Here is an 18,202-nt window from a genome sequence, read left to right on the forward strand (position 1 = left end):
AAAGCCCTAGATTAATTATCCGGGGCTTTTTTTATTTCTTTCGTTGTTGTTTGGAAGAACGGTCAACTTCCACATTAATAGGTTTCATTCGATTTAATCGAGGCTCGTTCGGGTAGTATAGCCAGTCAAAAATAGAAGCTAATAATAATCCGCCCATAAAGGCGCAAAGAGAAGAAACTATCCAATCATCAAAGCTTATTCGGGTCGCTCCATTAAACCTTAAATACATAATTCCGGAAGCGACCATCATAATGCATAGCCAATAAATCTCCTTTCTTCGGTTTGAGGGAAAATATTTTCTAAAAGGTAGCTTGTGAAAAAATAGTAACAAAGCTAAAGCCCCAAGAAGACTAAAACCATATTGAAGTACGAAGTACAAAGGCATGCCTTTAAAAGGAATTTCCAAGAAAGGCATCCATTCAACAAAAATACCGTGCTTGTGCGTAAAGGCATCCCAAAACAAATGACCCAAATTGCCAAGAATTATAGAAATAATCACCTTCAAGACATTACGTTTAAAGTAATCGTTCCAATCAAAGTTCAAAAATGGTCTTAACCTCTTTTCAAAATAAGGTGGCAGGTTCAATATCAGGGCTTTTCGTATAACATTGTGATATAGAAATATCAAGACAATTGACAGTGGTAAATTCAGCCAGAGCATGGGCAAAAGACTATGTCCGAAAATCACATGGGCCTTCATAAGAAGAATGAACTCAAAGTCGGGCACCATACTGCCCATAATGAGCCCCGAAGCCGAAAAGTATCTACTTTTCAACAAAGGAATGATCAAAGCCGGATGTGAACCAGTAAATGGCATAGCGTTTTTTTAATCAGGAATCAAAATTAAATGGAATCCTTCATATAAGACAACGAAACAAATGCCGTAAATGTTATGTTTTATTTATTTTTTAGCATTTCTTATGAAATGCCCCGCTTTGTTATGATTTCCTTTAAAAAATTAGAAAGGCCTGATAATAACATCAGGCCTTTCATCTAATTTAACACATTGTGAATTAACTACTTATTTTCATTTGCAGGTACCGGTATGGCCGATGGCACGTTATCGGTCGACCTATCGTTTGGCAATTCGCTTAACCTGTCGAAACGCCGCATATCGATCCATCGATGTCCTTCACCAAACAGGGAATACCTGCGGTTGTACAGCAATTCATCCTCTAAGGCAGCAGGGGTGGTTGCACCACCATATGCCGGCAGCCCAGCTGCGGTTCGTAATACATCTAGCGCGGCGACCGCCTCTGTAGGGTTTGATTGCATGTTTGCCTCTGCATAAAGAAGAATAAGTTCTTCATTACGCATTACCGGCACATTATCAATGTTCGTCGAATACAACGCTACGTCGTGGGTACCTACCAAGCCAGTTGCCTCTCGAGGTTCGTCTCTTAAAACTACCTTATTTAAACGGTTGTCACCATCTTGTACATCAGTAACGAAACTGGAGTGCGCTACGCGAACATTCGCTGTTTGGTTCAAAGCGATGAACAAAGGGTTGGCAATATCTTGACCACTTAAAGAAAATGTATGGTAAATTCCAGCATTCAAATCTCCGTTCAAATCAAAAAACGAAGCGTCTAAAGCGGTCAAAACAGCATCATAGTTTCCACGATAGGCTTCAACCCTGGCCAATAGGGCCCTATTGAACTGTAAAAATGTCTGCGGAGTATCAAAACCTGCGTAACCGACAGTTAGGCCAAAAGAAAATGCTCCACCTCCATTACCAAGCTCACCGGCCGCCGTATTCAGTAAATCGGCGATAGCCGTTAAAGCAGCTGAGTTATCTACAAAAGCACCTAAGTTTTCAGAATCTGCAACATCGACACGAATACCATTGTCGTACTGATTGTCGGTAAGCATCAATAACTCATGGGCCTTTAAGGTATTCAACACACCTCTGGCTGCGGCTATTTCCGCAGGAGAAAAATCTGCTGTAGTATTATCGAGTCCTTCAAGAATAAGATTTATATCTTTTATCGTAGCATATCTAGCCCCCCATGGGGTTGTCACGTAAAAAGTATTGTTATCTAAATTACCTACCACAACATCACCTTCATAACGAGGATCAGAAGATGTAAAGTAATAATACTCTCTACCAAATATGCTTTGCACATCGGTATGGGTCGATATACCGACCCTCATATCTGAAAGCACCCCAGAAATAGCTTGGGTCAGCTCACCTCGAGATATATCATCGGAAATTGACGAGGTACTGGCCCCGTTCAAACTTTCTCCACCGTCCAATTCGCAAGAAGCGAGAATGAGGGCGAGCATCACTAATATGATCTTTATGCTTTTAATCATTTTCATTTTGCAAGTTTTTATGGTTAGAACTGCACTGATATGTGCATCATGTATCTTTTGGATGATGGAAATGGAGTTACCTCAACACCGGTCGAAAGACCGTTACCCCCGAAATTCGAAACCTCAGGGTCGTAACTATTGTAATCAAAAACATTGATTATGTTATTACCTGAAAAGCCCACCTTTACATCGGAAATAACGTTGCCGAACCAATCAGTCAAATGTTTAGATGGTACTGTGTAGTACAAACCGATTTCACGCAACCTCAGATAAGAAGCATCTTCTACAAAAGGGGTGGCGTTACCGGCAAAAATACCGTTGTTAACACGATACTCCCCATTCGGAATTTGTCCATCGGGGTCAATTGAAATTTCATCATAATCTGCACTGGTTCCTCCGAAATCAGAAAGCAACTTGGTCAAATTGACGTTATCACCCCCTTTTTTCCAATGCCAAAGAAATGAAAGTGAGAAATCTTTATAATTGATATTGTTCATTAATGATGTCTGAAAGTCTGGTTCTGCATCACCCAATTGAACTAAATCACCATCCACATTATTTCCGACTATTTGGGTAACACTTTTTCCTTCTTCAATTCGGAAGGTTCCTAAACTAGTACCAAAACCACCGGTGTTGTACGCAGGAATATCCATTCGTAACATTTCAGAGGTGTTTTTCCACCAGTTCAGGGTAGCATCCCAAGAAAAATCTTCTTTATTGATTATGGCAGCGTTCAAAGCTATCTCGACCCCTCTATTTTGTAATTCTCCGGCATTCTCCCATTTGGTGGTAAACCCTGACGATGGCTCGGTATTTGCCAATAAAAGTAAATCATCTACCCTTTTTTGGTACCATGTAAATTCAAGGCCTAAACGTTCATCTAGTATACCAAGATCAAAACCGACCTCCAGTTCTTTCTGACGTTCGGGAGTAATTTCCGGATTACCTTGGGTAATAGGCACAACAATACCTACACTGCCATCGACCAATGTACTCTGGTATACCGTGTAAAGTGATCCGAAGGCTGCAAACGTACCGGCCTCACCATACGCTGCTCTCAACTTGAGTCGGTTTAAGAAGCTTTCTTCATTCCAAAAATCAAAATTGTTAAGATTGGCGGCCAAAGAAGCTTTTGGGTAGTAAAAGAATTGGTTGATATCACCGTTATTGGTCGACTTATCTCCTCGAAGACCTAAAGTACCGATTAGCTTGTCTTGATAGTTGACGGTCTCTTGAACAAAAAAGCCCATGTCTTCTTGCTCTAATCGATTTTGATTTACATTCTGGTTGGCGCCTTGATCTACATTGGTTTCAGAAGCGATCAAATCAGAAGCAACTACGCTGACCGTATTTCTACTGAATTGTTCGTTGGTAGCACCCACCTGTGTATTAAAAGAGATTTCATTGTCGGTAAAATAGTTGTGTACCAAGAAAGCGGAGTAGTTGGCATTTTTATTATTGGTGTTGGTAATGGCCGAAACACCGTTTACACCACCTTGGTCTTCTCTTTGAAACTGTAGTTCTTTAGGAAAGATGACCTTCGCCTCCATATTATAAGTATCAACACCGGACCTTGCTACTAATTTAAGATTAGAGTTCTGGTTGCTGTAAAGGTTGACATCTAAGGTTCCTCCTAAAATGAAGCGGTTGACCCTTTCATTATTGGTCATCAAATCTCTTGTTTGCAAAGGGTTCGATGAGTTATTAGGGTGATCAGGGTAGTTGCCGTTTGCGTCAGGCAGCAAATAATCCCAAGGCCTTGTACTGGTCAATGCCACCCCAATGGTAGTACCACTATTATCATTGTTGAAGAACCCCCTATCAGCAGAAGAACTGATATAATTTGAATTAAGGGAAAGCTTGATATTCGTATTGAAATTATGTTCAACATTCAATCGAAAAGACGTCTTTTTATATCCGGTATTTTTCACAATACCGTTTTCATCGTTATTTGTGATTCCCGCAAAAAAGGTTGTTTTTTCATTACCTCCTGAGGCGCTCAAATTGGTATTACTGATAAGGCCTTCCTCTCCAAATATCTCCTCTTCATAATCGCGTAGACGACCGGCCTCAAGCGCTGCGGCATAAAGGTCTCCTTCCCCAAATTGACTTTCGGCAAGTGCCTCGCTCCAATTACGTTGGCCCTGTAGTCGAATGATTTGATTGAACCCAAAACCCTGCGAAAGATTAACCTTTGTTTTACCGGCTTTACCCTTTTTAGTAGTAATAATCACAACCCCCGCAGCACCCCTAGAACCATATATGGCTGCAGCGGATGCTCCTTTGAGTATTTCAATGTTCGCAATATCGTCTGGGTTGATATCGGCAATTCTATTGGTGGCATTATCCTGTGTCGAGGCATTACCCCCTCCAGATGCCTGTGAAACGGCGTTGAGTCCTCCAGAGGAAATACTACTGTTATCAACATAGACACCATCAACTATATATAATGGTTGAGAGTTACCGTTAATGGAGGTCACCCCCCTGAATTTAATTGACATACCTCCACCGGGTGCTCCCGAGTTGGCACTAACTACCGCCCCAGTGAATTTACCGGCCAATGCTCCGTCAAGTGTTTTTGGCGGTGTAACACCTGCTAGCTCTGCGGCCGATACCGTTGCAACGGCATTTGCCAGGTTCCTTCTCTTTACCGAAGAAGCGAGACCCGATACGACTACCTCTTCAAGACCCATCACAGATTCTTCAAGGGTTACGTCTAAATTAGAGCCCCCGTTCACTTGCAATTCCTTCGAGGCGTAGCCTAAAGAAGAAAACACCAATGTGGCGGGAAAATCATCTACGGTTATCTGATAATTACCGTCAAAATCTGAAGTTGTTCCGTTCGTAGTGCCTTTCACAACTATGTTCGCACCTGGCACCGGAAGATTATTATCATCGGTAATGGTGCCCTGAACCACTTCTTGTGAGAAAGCAAAAATCGGAACTGTGAGAAACGCCAAAAGAAGGGCCCCTCTAAACAATGTTTGTTTCATTTTCATGAGTTGATTATTTAGCTAATTGTAAGACAAGTTACACAACAAATATCACAAAGGTGAATTTATTGTTAAATTTTGATATTTCCATTAATTATTTTTAACTAATTATGAGATATATGAATACAGTCAAATCGTTAGACGAAACGCTGATATCTTCTTACATTTGTGGCTTTAATTTGACAGTAGATGTTTAGAAGCCATACTTGCGGAGAATTACGTGAATCACATATAAATCAGAAGGTAACCCTATCTGGGTGGGTACAAAAAACCCGTGATAAAGGATTTGTAGTCTGGGTAGATTTACGGGACAGGTACGGAATAACCCAATTGGTATTTGATGAAGACCGTACTGCTTCGGCGTTGTTGGACCAAGCTCGATCGCTCGGACGAGAATTCGTAGTTCAAGTAGAGGGCGAGGTTATTGAGAGAGCTTCTAAAAATGCCAACATCCCCACAGGCAACATTGAAGTTCTTGTCGAAAACCTAACGGTACTTAATAGTTCAAAGACACCGCCTTTTACCATAGAGAACGAAACTGATGGCGGTGAAGATTTACGAATGAAATTCCGATACTTGGACATTCGAAGAAATCCGGTCAAGAACAACCTTATTTTTCGAAGTAAGGTAACCATGGAAGTAAGGAAATATTTAGCCGAAAAAAGCTTCATCGAGGTAGAAACACCTTATCTTATAAAATCTACACCAGAAGGGGCCAGAGATTTCGTAGTTCCGAGCCGTATGAACGAAGGACAGTTTTATGCCCTTCCGCAGTCACCTCAGACATTTAAACAGTTACTCATGGTAGCTGGCATGGATAAGTATTTTCAGATTGTCAAATGCTTTAGGGATGAAGACCTACGGGCCGATAGACAGCCTGAATTTACCCAAATCGATTGTGAAATGGCCTTTGTTGAACAAGAGGACATTCTCAATGTATTTGAAGGTTTGACCCGCCACCTACTGAAAGAAATCAATGGGGTAGAGATATCAGCTTTTCCTAGAATTACCTACGACGATGCCATGCGCATCTATGGTAATGACAAGCCTGACATTCGTTTCGGAATGGAATTCGCTGAACTTAACGATGTCGCTCAACACAAAGATTTCAATGTTTTTAATTCTTCCGAACTGGTCGTAGCGATAGCCGTTCCTGGTGCAGCTTCTTACACCCGAAAAGAAATTGATGCACTAATTGATTGGGTCAAACGGCCTCAAATCGGTGCCAAAGGCATGGTGTATGTTAAATATAATGAGGATGGCAGCTATAAGTCTTCAGTAGATAAGTTTTATGACCAAGAAGATTTGGCCAAATGGGCAGAAGCAACGGAAGCCAAGCCCGGCGACTTAATTTGCGTTCTCTCAGGTGAAATGAACAAGACCAGAACTCAACTTAGTGCACTAAGAATGGAGCTAGCCTCGCGTTTGGGCCTAAGAAAACCAAATGAATTCGCCCCTTTATGGGTGGTTGATTTCCCTTTACTGGAACTTGATGAAGAAACAGGTAATTACCACGCCATGCACCACCCTTTTACCTCACCCAAACCCGGCCAACTAGAGTTATTGGATACTGACCCCGGTGCGGTAAGAGCCAATGCATACGACTTGGTACTCAATGGAAACGAGATTGGCGGTGGTTCTATACGTATACATGATAAGGGCGTACAAGAAACTATGTTCAAACATTTAGGGTTCACCCCGGAAGAAGCAAAGGCCCAATTCGGTTTTCTAATGGATGCCTTTCAATATGGCGCCCCGCCCCATGGAGGTATCGCTTTCGGACTAGACCGATTGGTAGCGATTCTTGGCGGACAGGAAACCATTCGCGATTTTATCGCGTTTCCTAAAAATAATAGCGGTCGCGATGTAATGATTGATGCTCCCGCCCCTATCGACCAAGAACAATTAGATGAATTGAACTTAAAGCTCAACAATATTGAGGTAACCGAATAGATGGTTCATTCGGGGATTTTCATACCTTTAATTAGGTCAATAGTTTAAATGCCCAGCCAGTTAAAACATCTTTCAACCAAATTTTTAAAATGGCGATATAAAAACATCTCCAACAAAACCTTTACGCACATAATGAGCGTTTTGGTAGGTCTGTTGGCAGGTCTGGCATCGGTAACCCTTAAAAACATCGTTTATTTTATAGAGACCTCTCTTGAAAAGGGAGTGCTTATTTCCAATAACGGCATCTACTTTATCCTTCCTATAATTGGGCTCACTCTAGTGTTTCTCTATGTAAAATTCATTCATAAAGAAAAACTGAACCATGCGGTAAGCTCTATTCTCTTTTCCCTGAGCAAGAAAAAGGGAGTCATTGAACCAAAGCACATTTACACACAGTTGATTGCGGCCCCTTTGACTATTGGTTTTGGGGGCTCGACAGGGCTTTTAGGTCCTGCTGTGGCCTCGGGTGCAGCGATAAGTTCTAACTTGGGAAGGTTATTTCATATCAATTCGAAGACTAGGTCACTTCTGATCGCATGTGCATCTGCCGGTGCCATAGCCTCTATCTTTCAATCGCCGATTGCGGCAATAGTCTTCGCATTAGAGGTATTTAGCCTTGATTTCACCATGCTATCGGCATTGCCGCTATTATTGGCATCTATTTCTGGGGTGCTTACCTCCTATTTTTTTTTAGGGAACGAGGTACTTTTTAAATTCACTATCACACAAAATTTCGAAGTAAAGGATACTGTATTTTATATTGTTCTTGGTGTAGGTACGGCTTTTGCCTCTATCTACTTTACCAAAATGTATTTCGGCATCTTAAAGCTTTTTGAACCCCTGAAAAGCCCAAAATATAAACTCTTGGTTGGCGGTCTGGCAATAGGCATTATGCTTTATTTCATTCCCCCTTTATACGGGGAAGGTTTTGGTTTCATAAATAATCTTTTGGAAGGAAATCATATAAAAGCCTTGGGTAAAACACCGTTTGACAAGTTTATTTCAAACATTTGGGTGGTTATTGCCCTCTTGTTCGGCATCACCATTTTTAAGGCAGTCGCAATGACCACAACCTTGGCAGCTGGTGGTGCCGGTGGCATATTTATTCCTACAATGGTAATGGGCAGTGCACTGGGCAATGTTATGGCTAAGGTCATTAATAATTCAGGGTTGGGTTTTGCGGTATCAGAAAGTAATTTTACCCTTATCGGTATGGCAGGTCTTATAGCCGGCGTACTTCATGCTCCGTTGACGGCCATATTCTTGATTGCTGAGATTACCGGAGGCTACGAGCTGTTTGTACCATTGATGATTACTGCATCCATCTCTTTTTTAATCACAAGAAACGCCATTGATTACACCATATATACCAGAGAGTTAGCCAAAAGCGGAGCACTTTTGACCCACAATAAGGACCAATCGGTATTAACTTTGATGCGCCTTGACGATGTACTGGAGACCAATTTTAAGGTCGTACAACCAAGCATGACTTTGGGTGAAATGCTACATCGCTCGGTAGCCAAATCTACCAGAAATATTTTTCCCGTAGTAAACAAAGATCAAGCCTTGGTGGGTATCGTACTTCTCGACGATATAAGGGAGTTTATGTTCGACACCTCTCTTTACGAGAATACCAAGGTCGAAACCTTTATGCACAATGCTCCCGAACATATATTTTATGGAAAGGATAGCATGAAAACGGTCATGCAGAAATTTCAAAATAGTGGCGCATGGAATCTTCCTGTAATTAAAGATGGAAAGTACATCGGGTTTGTTTCGAAGTCAAAATTGCTCACAGCCTATCGTAGGGAGTTGATTAACTTTACCCGATAATCTTTTTCTAGCCTCAAATTCAAAAAAATCAAATATGAAATATGTAATAATCCTGATAACGCTTCTGTCCTTCGCTTTGATAGGCTATGGCTTCTATGTACAAGAAGAAGATTTGGTAATGGGAAATAAATGTATCGGTTTTGGAACCGTTGGGTTATTTCTGGTAGCCATGCCCCTCTTTTTGATAAAGCATAGCAGAGGCAAAAAAATGAAAGATTATATGCTAACGGAGGAAAATATCAAAAAAATGCGAATGGATTCTTCCGAAAAGCCTGAAAATCAATAAAATTCAATTCAATTAAAAGCCAATTTTAAGTACAGACTGTTCAAAAAATTCATACTTTAGAGGGAACAAACAATTTATCAACTAATATTATTGGCATGACTGGTACTGTAAAATTTTTTAATGAATCCAAAGGATACGGGTTCATAACCAACGACAATACGGGAAAAGACATTTTCGTTCACGCAACCGCCCTCAAAGGAATGGCCCTCAATGAAGGCGACAAAGTTGAATATGTGGAAGAAGAAGGTAGAAAAGGCATGGTGGCCGCCCAAATACACGTTGTGGGATAACCTATCGCCCCCTATGAAACCATGAACCCTTGCAAAATTGCAGGGGTTTTTAATTTTCAACTAATTCAGGTTTCTTTTTTGAATAAAGAATCTTTTCAATAATTCGCCCGCCTCGTTCTCAAGAACTCCTTTTTCCACCACTGTTTTCGGGTGTATTTGTGTGCCTAACGCAACGTAGCCCCTTTGCGGATCGGAGGCTCCGTAAACTATTCTTGAAATTTGGCTCCAATACAGAGCCCCAGCACACATTTGACATGGTTCAAGGGTAACATAAAGCGTACAATCTTTCAAATACTTACCGCCAATGAAATTTGCTGCGGCAGTTATGGCCTGCATTTCGGCATGGGCCGTAACGTCATGTAATTTTTCAGTTAGATTATGGGCCCTTGCAATAATTCTGTTCTTCACCACAATTACCGCACCGACCGGAACTTCACCCTTCTCAAAGGCCATTTCAGCCTCCTGAAGTGCCTTTTTCATAAAGTAGTTATCATCAAAAGGTTGCAGCATGGGCCAAATGTACAATTTTTGACATTTGTTTAAGGAAACCGAAAACTGTTTTGATGTACTTTTACGCCCGAACATGAGCCAACTAGACCGAATTAAATATCCCCACGATCTACGTCAACTCAAAGTTGACGACTTACCTGAGGTTGCTCGTGAATTACGTGAATTCATAATTGATGTTGTTTCTACAAAAGAGGGGCATCTAGGGGCAAGTCTCGGTGTAGTAGAACTTACCTTGGCCCTTCACTATGTTTTTAACACCCCTGAAGATAAATTGATTTGGGATGTCGGCCACCAAGCCTATGGTCATAAGATTCTAACGGGACGGAAAGGGAATTTTCATACCAATCGGCAGCTAGGTGGTGTCAGCGGTTTCCCCAAACGTGATGAAAGTAAGTATGATGACTTTGGCACAGGCCATAGTTCTACTTCCATATCGGCCATTTTGGGCATGGCGATTGCCGCTCAATTAAAAAATATGCCCGATCGCCATCACATTGCTGTTATCGGCGATGCTTCAATTGCCAGCGGAATGGCGTTTGAAGGCCTTAACCATGGCGGAGTTACCGATTGTAATATTTTGATTGTACTTAACGACAACGCTATCGGCATTGACCCAAGTGTCGGAGCGCTCAAAAAGTACTTGACCAATGTTAAAAAAGGCACCGCAAAAGAGGAGAATATTTTTGAATGTTTAAATTTCAAGTATTCCGGGCCTATCGACGGTCACGATTTACCTGCGCTGGTAACTGAACTCAACAGCCTTAAAGAACATTCTGGCCCTAAATTGCTTCATGTGATAACCACTAAAGGAAAGGGTTTAAAAAAGGCGGAGGAAGATCAGGTAACCTATCACGCCCCTGGAAGGTTTAATAAACTGACCGGAGAAAGGGAAAAAAATTCAGCTGAACAGTTCCCGGCAAAATATCAAGATGTATTTGGGCATACCATTGTTGAACTTGCCAAGAACAATGATAAAATTGTGGGTATTACCCCGGCCATGCCAACAGGCAGTTCCCTGAAATATATGATGAAAGAGTTGCCCCAGCGTGCATTCGATGTCGGTATTGCCGAGCAGCATGCGGTCACGCTAGCGGCAGGTATGACCATTGAGGGTTTCAGCGTATTTTGTAATATTTATTCCACTTTTCTCCAAAGAGCCTACGATCAAGTAATACACGACGTAGCTCTGCAAAACCTTCCTGTTATTTTTTGCTTGGATCGTTCAGGTCTGGTAGGAGAAGATGGGGCGACACATCATGGGCTGTATGATATAGCATATTTAAGGTGCATTCCGAACCTTATTATCTTCGCGCCCATGAATGAGCAAGAGTTACGAAACATAATGTACACTGCCCAGTTTGGGTTGTCTCATCCCATAGCCATAAGATACCCCCGCGGTCGAGGGGTTCTTACCGAATGGAGGCAGCCTTTCGAGCAAATAGAAATCGGGTCTTCCGAAACCCTTCAAGAAGGCACAGATGTTGCTGTGCTGTCTATAGGTCATATTGGAAATTCAGTAGTTGAGGCCATTAAAGAAATTGATCAACCGAATAAGGTTGGGCATTTTAACATGCGATTCGTAAAACCCCTTGACCACTCTCTTCTTACAAAAATCTTTGAAGAATACCCCCATATTCTAACCGTGGAAGATGGTTGTAAAATGGGAGGTTTTGGTAGTGCTGTTCTTGAATATGCGAATGAGAAGGGGTTTTCAAAAAGAGTAAAAATTCTAGGGGTCGATGATACCATTATCGGGCATGGTACGGTAGAGCAGTTAAAACAAAAAGCCGAAATAGACGTAACCACCATTAAAAACCAAATAAATAGTTTAATTCATGCACAACAACCATCTTCTTAAAATTGCCATTTGTTGTTTACTTTGTTGTTTTTACTCACTGGGCTCCAAAGCCCAAGTAAGAGATACCATCCCTCCAACGCAAGAAGTTGATAGCATTGTTATTGATACCACAGTTGTAGACACCGTAGTCATTCGAAAAACCCAGGAAAAAATCAAGAACGTACCGCGTAGCGTTGATTTGATGAACCCGGTCGTTTCCTTCAAGCGTACAAAAGCGTTGGGAGACAAGCCGAACAATTTCAAGGTTCCTTCCTTTTGGACCAACATCAATAAATTGGGAGTGAATTTTAGCGAAGTTGCTTTTGTTAACTGGAACGCAGGTGGTAACAATTCAATATCTGCCCTAGGAAAAGCCCGTTTTGAAAGAAATTATAAGTTTCGGTATATTCAATGGGATAATTACATGGAAATGAGCTATGGCCTCAACGTGCAAGAGAACCAAAAGCTACGTAAAACCGATGATTCTTTCCGGGTAAGTTCAACTTTTGGTTTTCAAAGAGACACCATCAGCAACTGGTACTATTCGGCAAGAGCCAACTTCAATACTCAATTCTCGAACGGTTATAAATACCCAGATAGGGAAAACCCGATATCAAGATTCATGGCACCAGGATACTCATTCTTGGGTGCGGGAACATCTTACATTACCAAAGACCAAAAATTCAACTTGTACATTTCACCTATAACGCAAAAGGTAACTTTTGTTCTAGACGATGATTTGGCAAACCGCGGTGCCTTTGGGGTACAGAAAGCTGTTTATGATACCGAAGGAAATATTATAGAAGAAGGAAAAAATGTCTTTCTTGAATTTGGTTTCTTGGTCACGAATCAATGGGAAACGGTACTGATGACCAATACAGTTCTAAAACAGCGACTGAGTTTGTATACAGACTACCTACGGCAGTTCGGTAATGTAGATGTTGACTGGGAATTGAACATTGACCTGCGTGTTAATAAATACATTCTAACCTCTATAGGAACCCATGTCATTTACGATGATGATATTCTCTTTGATGAGCAAACAAACGAACAGGGGGTGGTAACCGACGCCGGTGAACCCCGAATTCAATTCAAACAACTGCTGGGTGTAGGTGTTTCGTACGAATTTTAATAAAGCACGGGATTATAATTGCTTGCCCATAATCTTGTTATGAATGTGAACCGCCGATCGGTCTGAAAGACTGGCCACATAGCAACAGGTATTCAACAGTATCTCATAAACGGATGCTTCCGTATTTCTGTATAGTTGGGGCAAGGTTCGAATCATCAGTTTATCATAATTGGAAGCTTTACCTTCGCGATGTCTTAAAAGCGCCTGGGTATATACCTCAAGAATATCCGAGATTATCTTGTAGCCAGCTATCTCTTTCTCTATTACCTCTTGGGAGCGGTAAACCTTATCTACGCTCAGCGAAATAATATCGGTGACCTGTGCTTCGTATTTACTTTTGTCTAAAAGCGAAACGCCAAAATTACCGTTAAGAATGGCTTCTTCATTTTGAACGAACACATCTACTGCATCCGTTATCAAAGTGCTGATGGCCAATGCGCGTAGATAACTCAAGCGGTCTTCTTTAAAGGCCAAAGAATTATACTTTTTGGTATTTATATTGTCCTTAACCAGTTTGATTAAGTATTCAAGGGCATAATCTTCAGATATCAGCCCTAAGTTGATCCCGTCTTCAAAGTCGATAATCGTGTAGCAAATATCGTCAGCGGCTTCGACCAGATATGTTAACGGATGTCTTGAAAAAGATACCGCACCACCTTTACCTGTAGATATAAGTCCTAATTCCTCGGCGATTTCTACAAAGTTTTCTTTATCAGATTGAAAAAAGCCGAACTTTTTATCGGCAATATGCTTACTTGGCTTCTTAGGCAATGATTCTTTGGGGTATTTCATAAAAGCCCCTAAGGTCGCATAACTTAACCTTAGACCACCTTCTACCCCTTCTTTTGATTTGCTGAGAAGCCTAAATCCATTGGCATTACCCTCAAAATCGACCAAATCTTGAAATTCTTTCTCAGTTAAAACCGATTGGTATTTTGAACCCATGCCATTGACAAAAAACTCTCCTATGGCCTTTTCACCGCTGTGGCCAAAAGGTGGGTTACCGATATCATGGGCAAGGGCCGCACCTGCCACAATAGCACCAAAATCATTGTATTGATAACCATGTACTTCTTTAAGGTACGGGTGCTTCTCTATAATTTTTTTACCGGCCACCCGGCCCAAACTACGGCCTACTACCGAAACCTCCAGACTATGGGTAAGTCTTGTGTGAACAAAATCGGTATTTGATAACGGAATTACCTGTGTCTTGTCTTGCAGACTTCGAAAAGCACTTGAAAATATTATCCGGTCATAATCGACTTCAAAACCCAGGCGGGTTTCATCTTGTTCTTTACGTAATCTTTTCAGCTTGTCTCCCTGCCGTTTTAAAGAAAGAAGATTTTCCCAATCCATAGTCACATTGATATTTGCCCGACCAAGATACATCATTTAGAAAGCAACTCAATCATCGGTCGCCAGCTTGAATAATTTAACCTTTAGAACACCTTGTTTTAATGTCCACGTAACCAAAACTTAACATTGTGTTTTTTTCTTTGCGCAAAGAAAAAAAATGAAAAATCTACTTCTCTTATTGTGCTTGTTTTCATTGGTACGATTGAGTGCGCAATCAGAAGGTATCGTCAAAGGTACCATTACCGATATGGAGATGGGCGGCGAGCCAATGATGTTTGCACAAGTTTCATTGGAAGATACTGCTTGGCATACAGAAACAAACTTTCACGGCAATTTTGAATTACCTCATATCATTCCCGGATCATACGTTCTAAAAATAGAATCCTTGGGGTATGAGACCTTAACGGTTTCAGTAGAGGTCACGGCAAATAATATAGTACAAGTTGAGAAAGGCCTTCATGCAAAGACAATAAGTCTTGAAGATGTGCCGGTAACCACCTTACATAAGTCTACGGCTTTTACCGGACAATAGAATTATAGAAAAAGAAAAAGGGCCGCACAATTAATTGTGCGGCCCTTCTAATACTGTTTTTAAAAATCTAGTCTTTAGAAACCAAAGAAGACTTGTTTCCTTTATCGGTAACACTGGCAATGACATTGTTGTCGAATTCTACTTCTTTAACAACACCGTCACTTATAAATTTCCACTTACCTGTTCTTACTCCTTTGGTATAGGTACCTTCAGAAATCAAATCACCTTGCTCATTATATTTAAGCCAATCACCATGTAATTTTCCATCTAGGTCAAATGTACCTTGTTGGCTGATTGCACCATTATCGTGAAAATAAGTGGCTTCAATAAGGTTGGTCTCTTTGTTTAACTTAACTTCCTTTTCTTTTTGCCCATACCCTAAGTTAAAAGTTAGCGCTAAAACCGCTAATAGCATTATATTTTTCATAGTCTCAACGTTTTATGTTATCAAAATTACAAAAAATTTACGTTTAAAACACGATTACTTAACATTAAATTTACATTGAAAACGAATTTGAGTAGATAATATTGTTCATCTAGCCAAAAAAAATATTGCGACCGATAGTAGATAATTAGGAATTTCGAATTATATAACGTTGATTTTCATTCATATACACCATAAATTTAAAAACATCTTATCACTGTCATCAGTTAACTTTTTCCGACTCTCGACAAGAGGTTCATTTTTAGCCATAAATTACCTTAACATACCTAAATAATGACTTCATAACCTTATATTAACTTAATTCATAAATTATAACCGCATTTTTGTGCTTATTTAAAATTGATGGGCGAGAATTTATACCTGTTTATGATTGTGGCACTTGCTGTGCTCGCCATTACAGATTTGGTGGTTGGAGTTAGTAATGATGCTGTTAACTTTTTGAATTCGGCAATCGGTTCTAAGGCTATTTCTTTCAGAACGATTATGATTGTCGCCAGTGTGGGAATAGCCTTCGGGGCCATGTCTTCAAGTGGCATGATGGAGGTAGCCCGAAAAGGTATTTTTAATCCTTCGGAGTTCGTTTTCGCCGAGATTATGATTGTCTTTATGGCAGTCATGATTACCGATATCTTGTTACTCGATTTTTTCAATACGTTGGGCATGCCTACTTCTACTACGGTATCCATAGTATTTGAACTTTTGGGAGCCGCCGTTGCCATATCGGTCATTAAAATCTTCCAAAACGATAACTCGCTTTCTGCACTTGGTTCTTATATCAATACTGAAAAAGCCACCGAAATAATTCTGGGCATACTATTATCTGTAGTGATTGCCTTTTCTATTGGTGCTTTGGTTCAGTTTATCACCAGATTGCTGATATCTTTTAAATTTGACAAAAAACCGAAGTGGGTAGGCGCGATATTTGGCGGATTTGCCATTACCTCGATTATATACTTCATACTGGTTAAAGGCTTAAAAAGTGCTGCCATTTTTAGCCCTGAAACATTGGCCTTTATAGGACAAAATCCTGAACTATTTCTAGCCATGAACTTTGTGGTATGGACGGTCTTGTCGTTGATAGTATCGTCGTTGTTCAACTGGAATATTTATGTGATTGTTATCGTTCTTGGAACCTTTGCTCTTGCCATGGCTTTTGCAGGAAACGATTTGGTGAATTTCATTGGTGTTCCATTGGCTGCATTGGCCTCTTACAAATCATGGAGCGAAAGTGGTATTCCTGCCTCTGAATATACTATGGAAGGTCTTGCCACCGCCGTGCAGACACCAACCTATCTTTTACTCTTTTCGGGTATCGTAATGGTAGTAACGCTTTGGTTTTCTTCAAAAGCCAGAAATGTGGTTAAAACCAGCGTCGACCTTTCTAGACAAGATGAGGGTGATGAACGATTTCAACCGAACTTTCTATCGCGCCAAATCGTGAAGTTTACCATTAAAGCATCCGAAAACGTGGTTTCCCTAATTCCTGCTTCTGTTTTAAAGAAAATGGACACTCAGTTTGAAAAACCATATGTGTACGTACCCAAGAGCCGTATTCAAGACTTGCCTGCGTTCGATTATGTTCGTGCAGCGGTAAACCTTATGGTTGCCAGTGTATTGATATCGATGGCCACATCAATGAAATTGCCGCTTTCTACTACATACGTAACCTTTATGGTTGCTATGGGAAGCTCTTTGGCCGACCGGGCTTGGGGCCCCGAAAGTGCCGTTTATAGGGTCGCTGGCGTTCTAAATGTTATAGGAGGATGGTTTTTCACCGCTATTAGCGCCTTTACGGCCGCCGCCTTAATTGCCTACATTATTCATCTTGGTGGTATTTGGGCAACAGGAGCTCTTCTGATTATAGCATTCTTATTGATTGGGAAAAACTACCTCTCCCATTCCAAAAAGATGAAGGAAACCAAATTGGAAGAAAAGCTTGAAAAAGCTGAAAGTAATTCCATTATCGGCGTTATTGAAGAAAGCTCGACCAATATAGCTTTGGCCATTAACAGAGCCAATAAAATATACACTCAAAGTATCGATGGTCTGGCGAAGCATGATATCGACACCCTAAAGAAGAGCAAGAAAGGCATTGCCAAATTGGACAAAGAAGTTGAAGGCCTACGTGACAACATATTCTATTTTATCAAAAATTTAGATGAGTCAAGTGTTGGCACCAGTAACTTCTACATCACCGTACTAAGCTATTTACAAGATATGACCCAGTCGTTAGAGTACATTGCGAAGGCCGGGTATAAACACGTTCATAACAACCATAAGAAACTACGTTTCAATCAAATCAAAGACCTAAAGGAAACCGATGGTTACATCGAAGACCTTTTTAGTGAAATCAAAAAGATTTTTGAAACCAAAGATTTTTTAAAGCTTACCGAGCTCATCGTTACCAAGCAAGAGCTTTTTCAAAAGTTGGATCTTAAGATTCAAAAGCAGGTAGAGAGAACGAGAGCCGATGAATCGAGTCCGAAAAACACTGCTCTTTACTTCAGTCTGCTGCTAGAAACCAAAGATTTATTAGTGGCTACCATGAATCTTTTGGAAACGTACGATCAACATGCCAATGTAAAGGTTTAAATTTCAGCTAACTACTCGATGAAATTCATATAAGTAGTAATTTTTTTAACTCCAGAACCGTTCGTCGAAAAAAATACAAGTTTTACAGCTTGACAAACGTTACAAAGTAAGACCAAAATCTTACCGT

At 40.7% G+C, this 18,202-nt stretch carries 14 protein-coding genes; 8 read left to right on the forward strand and 6 right to left on the reverse strand.

Annotated elements, in window-relative coordinates; all coding sequences use genetic code 11:
• Window positions 1-31: 31 nt before the first annotated feature.
• The 3 genes from IL356_RS02765 to IL356_RS02775 form a co-directional block, all read right to left on the reverse strand.
• The gene (locus IL356_RS02765; protein WP_121847321.1) at window positions 32-817 is read right to left on the reverse strand and encodes a DUF4184 family protein; all 786 of its coding nucleotides are present in this window, start codon (window positions 815-817) and stop codon (window positions 32-34) included.
• Between the two features lie 200 nt (window positions 818-1,017).
• The gene (locus IL356_RS02770; protein WP_121847320.1) at window positions 1,018-2,322 is read right to left on the reverse strand and encodes a RagB/SusD family nutrient uptake outer membrane protein; all 1,305 of its coding nucleotides are present in this window, start codon (window positions 2,320-2,322) and stop codon (window positions 1,018-1,020) included.
• Between the two features lie 17 nt (window positions 2,323-2,339).
• Complete coding sequence (locus IL356_RS02775) at window positions 2,340-5,315, reverse strand: SusC/RagA family TonB-linked outer membrane protein (RefSeq protein WP_121847319.1); 2,976 nt, start codon at window positions 5,313-5,315, stop codon at window positions 2,340-2,342.
• 183 nt (window positions 5,316-5,498) lie between these two features.
• On the opposite strand from IL356_RS02775, the gene aspS reads away from it, so the two are divergent.
• The 4 genes from aspS (at window position 5,499) to IL356_RS02795 (ending at window position 9,671) form a co-directional block, all read left to right on the forward strand.
• Window positions 5,499-7,262: an aspartate--tRNA ligase gene (gene aspS, locus IL356_RS02780; protein ID WP_121847318.1), complete on the forward strand. Its 1,764-nt coding sequence runs from the start codon at window positions 5,499-5,501 to the stop codon at window positions 7,260-7,262.
• 48 nt (window positions 7,263-7,310) lie between these two features.
• A complete protein-coding gene (locus tag IL356_RS02785) occupies window positions 7,311-9,095 on the forward strand; it encodes a chloride channel protein (RefSeq protein ID WP_121847317.1) in 1,785 nt (594 codons plus the stop codon).
• Between the two features lie 34 nt (window positions 9,096-9,129).
• Window positions 9,130-9,381, forward strand: coding sequence for a hypothetical protein (locus IL356_RS02790; protein WP_121847316.1), 252 nt, complete (start codon window positions 9,130-9,132; stop codon window positions 9,379-9,381).
• 95 nt (window positions 9,382-9,476) lie between these two features.
• Window positions 9,477-9,671: a cold-shock protein gene (locus IL356_RS02795; RefSeq protein WP_121847315.1), complete on the forward strand. Its 195-nt coding sequence runs from the start codon at window positions 9,477-9,479 to the stop codon at window positions 9,669-9,671.
• 60 nt (window positions 9,672-9,731) lie between these two features.
• Here the strand turns inward: IL356_RS02795 and IL356_RS02800 are convergent, their stop codons facing one another.
• Complete coding sequence (locus IL356_RS02800) at window positions 9,732-10,181, reverse strand: nucleoside deaminase (protein ID WP_121850559.1); 450 nt, start codon at window positions 10,179-10,181, stop codon at window positions 9,732-9,734.
• A 73-nt stretch (window positions 10,182-10,254) separates the two neighbouring features.
• Here IL356_RS02800 and IL356_RS02805 point away from each other — a divergent pair, with 73 nt between their 5' ends.
• Window positions 10,255-12,039, forward strand: a complete 1,785-nt coding sequence (locus IL356_RS02805; RefSeq protein ID WP_121847314.1) for a 1-deoxy-D-xylulose-5-phosphate synthase — start codon at window positions 10,255-10,257, stop codon at window positions 12,037-12,039.
• Window positions 12,017-13,150, forward strand: coding sequence for a DUF3078 domain-containing protein (locus IL356_RS02810; protein WP_121847313.1), 1,134 nt, complete (start codon window positions 12,017-12,019; stop codon window positions 13,148-13,150). Before IL356_RS02805 ends, IL356_RS02810 begins: the two co-directional genes overlap by 23 nt.
• Window positions 13,151-13,162: 12 nt before the next feature.
• On the opposite strand, the gene dgt is transcribed toward IL356_RS02810, so the two are convergent.
• The gene (gene dgt, locus IL356_RS02815; RefSeq protein WP_121850558.1) at window positions 13,163-14,506 is read right to left on the reverse strand and encodes a dGTP triphosphohydrolase; all 1,344 of its coding nucleotides are present in this window, start codon (window positions 14,504-14,506) and stop codon (window positions 13,163-13,165) included.
• A gap of 157 nt (window positions 14,507-14,663) precedes the next feature.
• Here dgt and IL356_RS02820 point away from each other — a divergent pair, with 157 nt between their 5' ends.
• Complete coding sequence (locus tag IL356_RS02820; protein ID WP_121847312.1) at window positions 14,664-15,038, forward strand: carboxypeptidase-like regulatory domain-containing protein; 375 nt, start codon at window positions 14,664-14,666, stop codon at window positions 15,036-15,038.
• Between the two features lie 67 nt (window positions 15,039-15,105).
• On the opposite strand, the gene IL356_RS02825 is transcribed toward IL356_RS02820, so the two are convergent.
• A complete protein-coding gene (locus IL356_RS02825; RefSeq protein WP_121847311.1) occupies window positions 15,106-15,465 on the reverse strand; it encodes a toxin-antitoxin system YwqK family antitoxin in 360 nt (119 codons plus the stop codon).
• Between the two features lie 360 nt (window positions 15,466-15,825).
• Between IL356_RS02825 and IL356_RS02830 the strand changes: the two genes are divergently transcribed.
• On the forward strand, window positions 15,826-18,075 hold the full coding sequence (locus IL356_RS02830; protein ID WP_121847310.1) for an inorganic phosphate transporter: 2,250 nt from the start codon (window positions 15,826-15,828) through the stop codon (window positions 18,073-18,075).
• The last annotated feature ends 127 nt before the right edge of the window (window positions 18,076-18,202 follow it).

Origin of the sequence: Euzebyella marina (genome assembly GCF_014855515.1) — a bacterium.
In the GTDB taxonomy this organism is placed as follows: domain Bacteria; phylum Bacteroidota; class Bacteroidia; order Flavobacteriales; family Flavobacteriaceae; genus Euzebyella; species Euzebyella marina.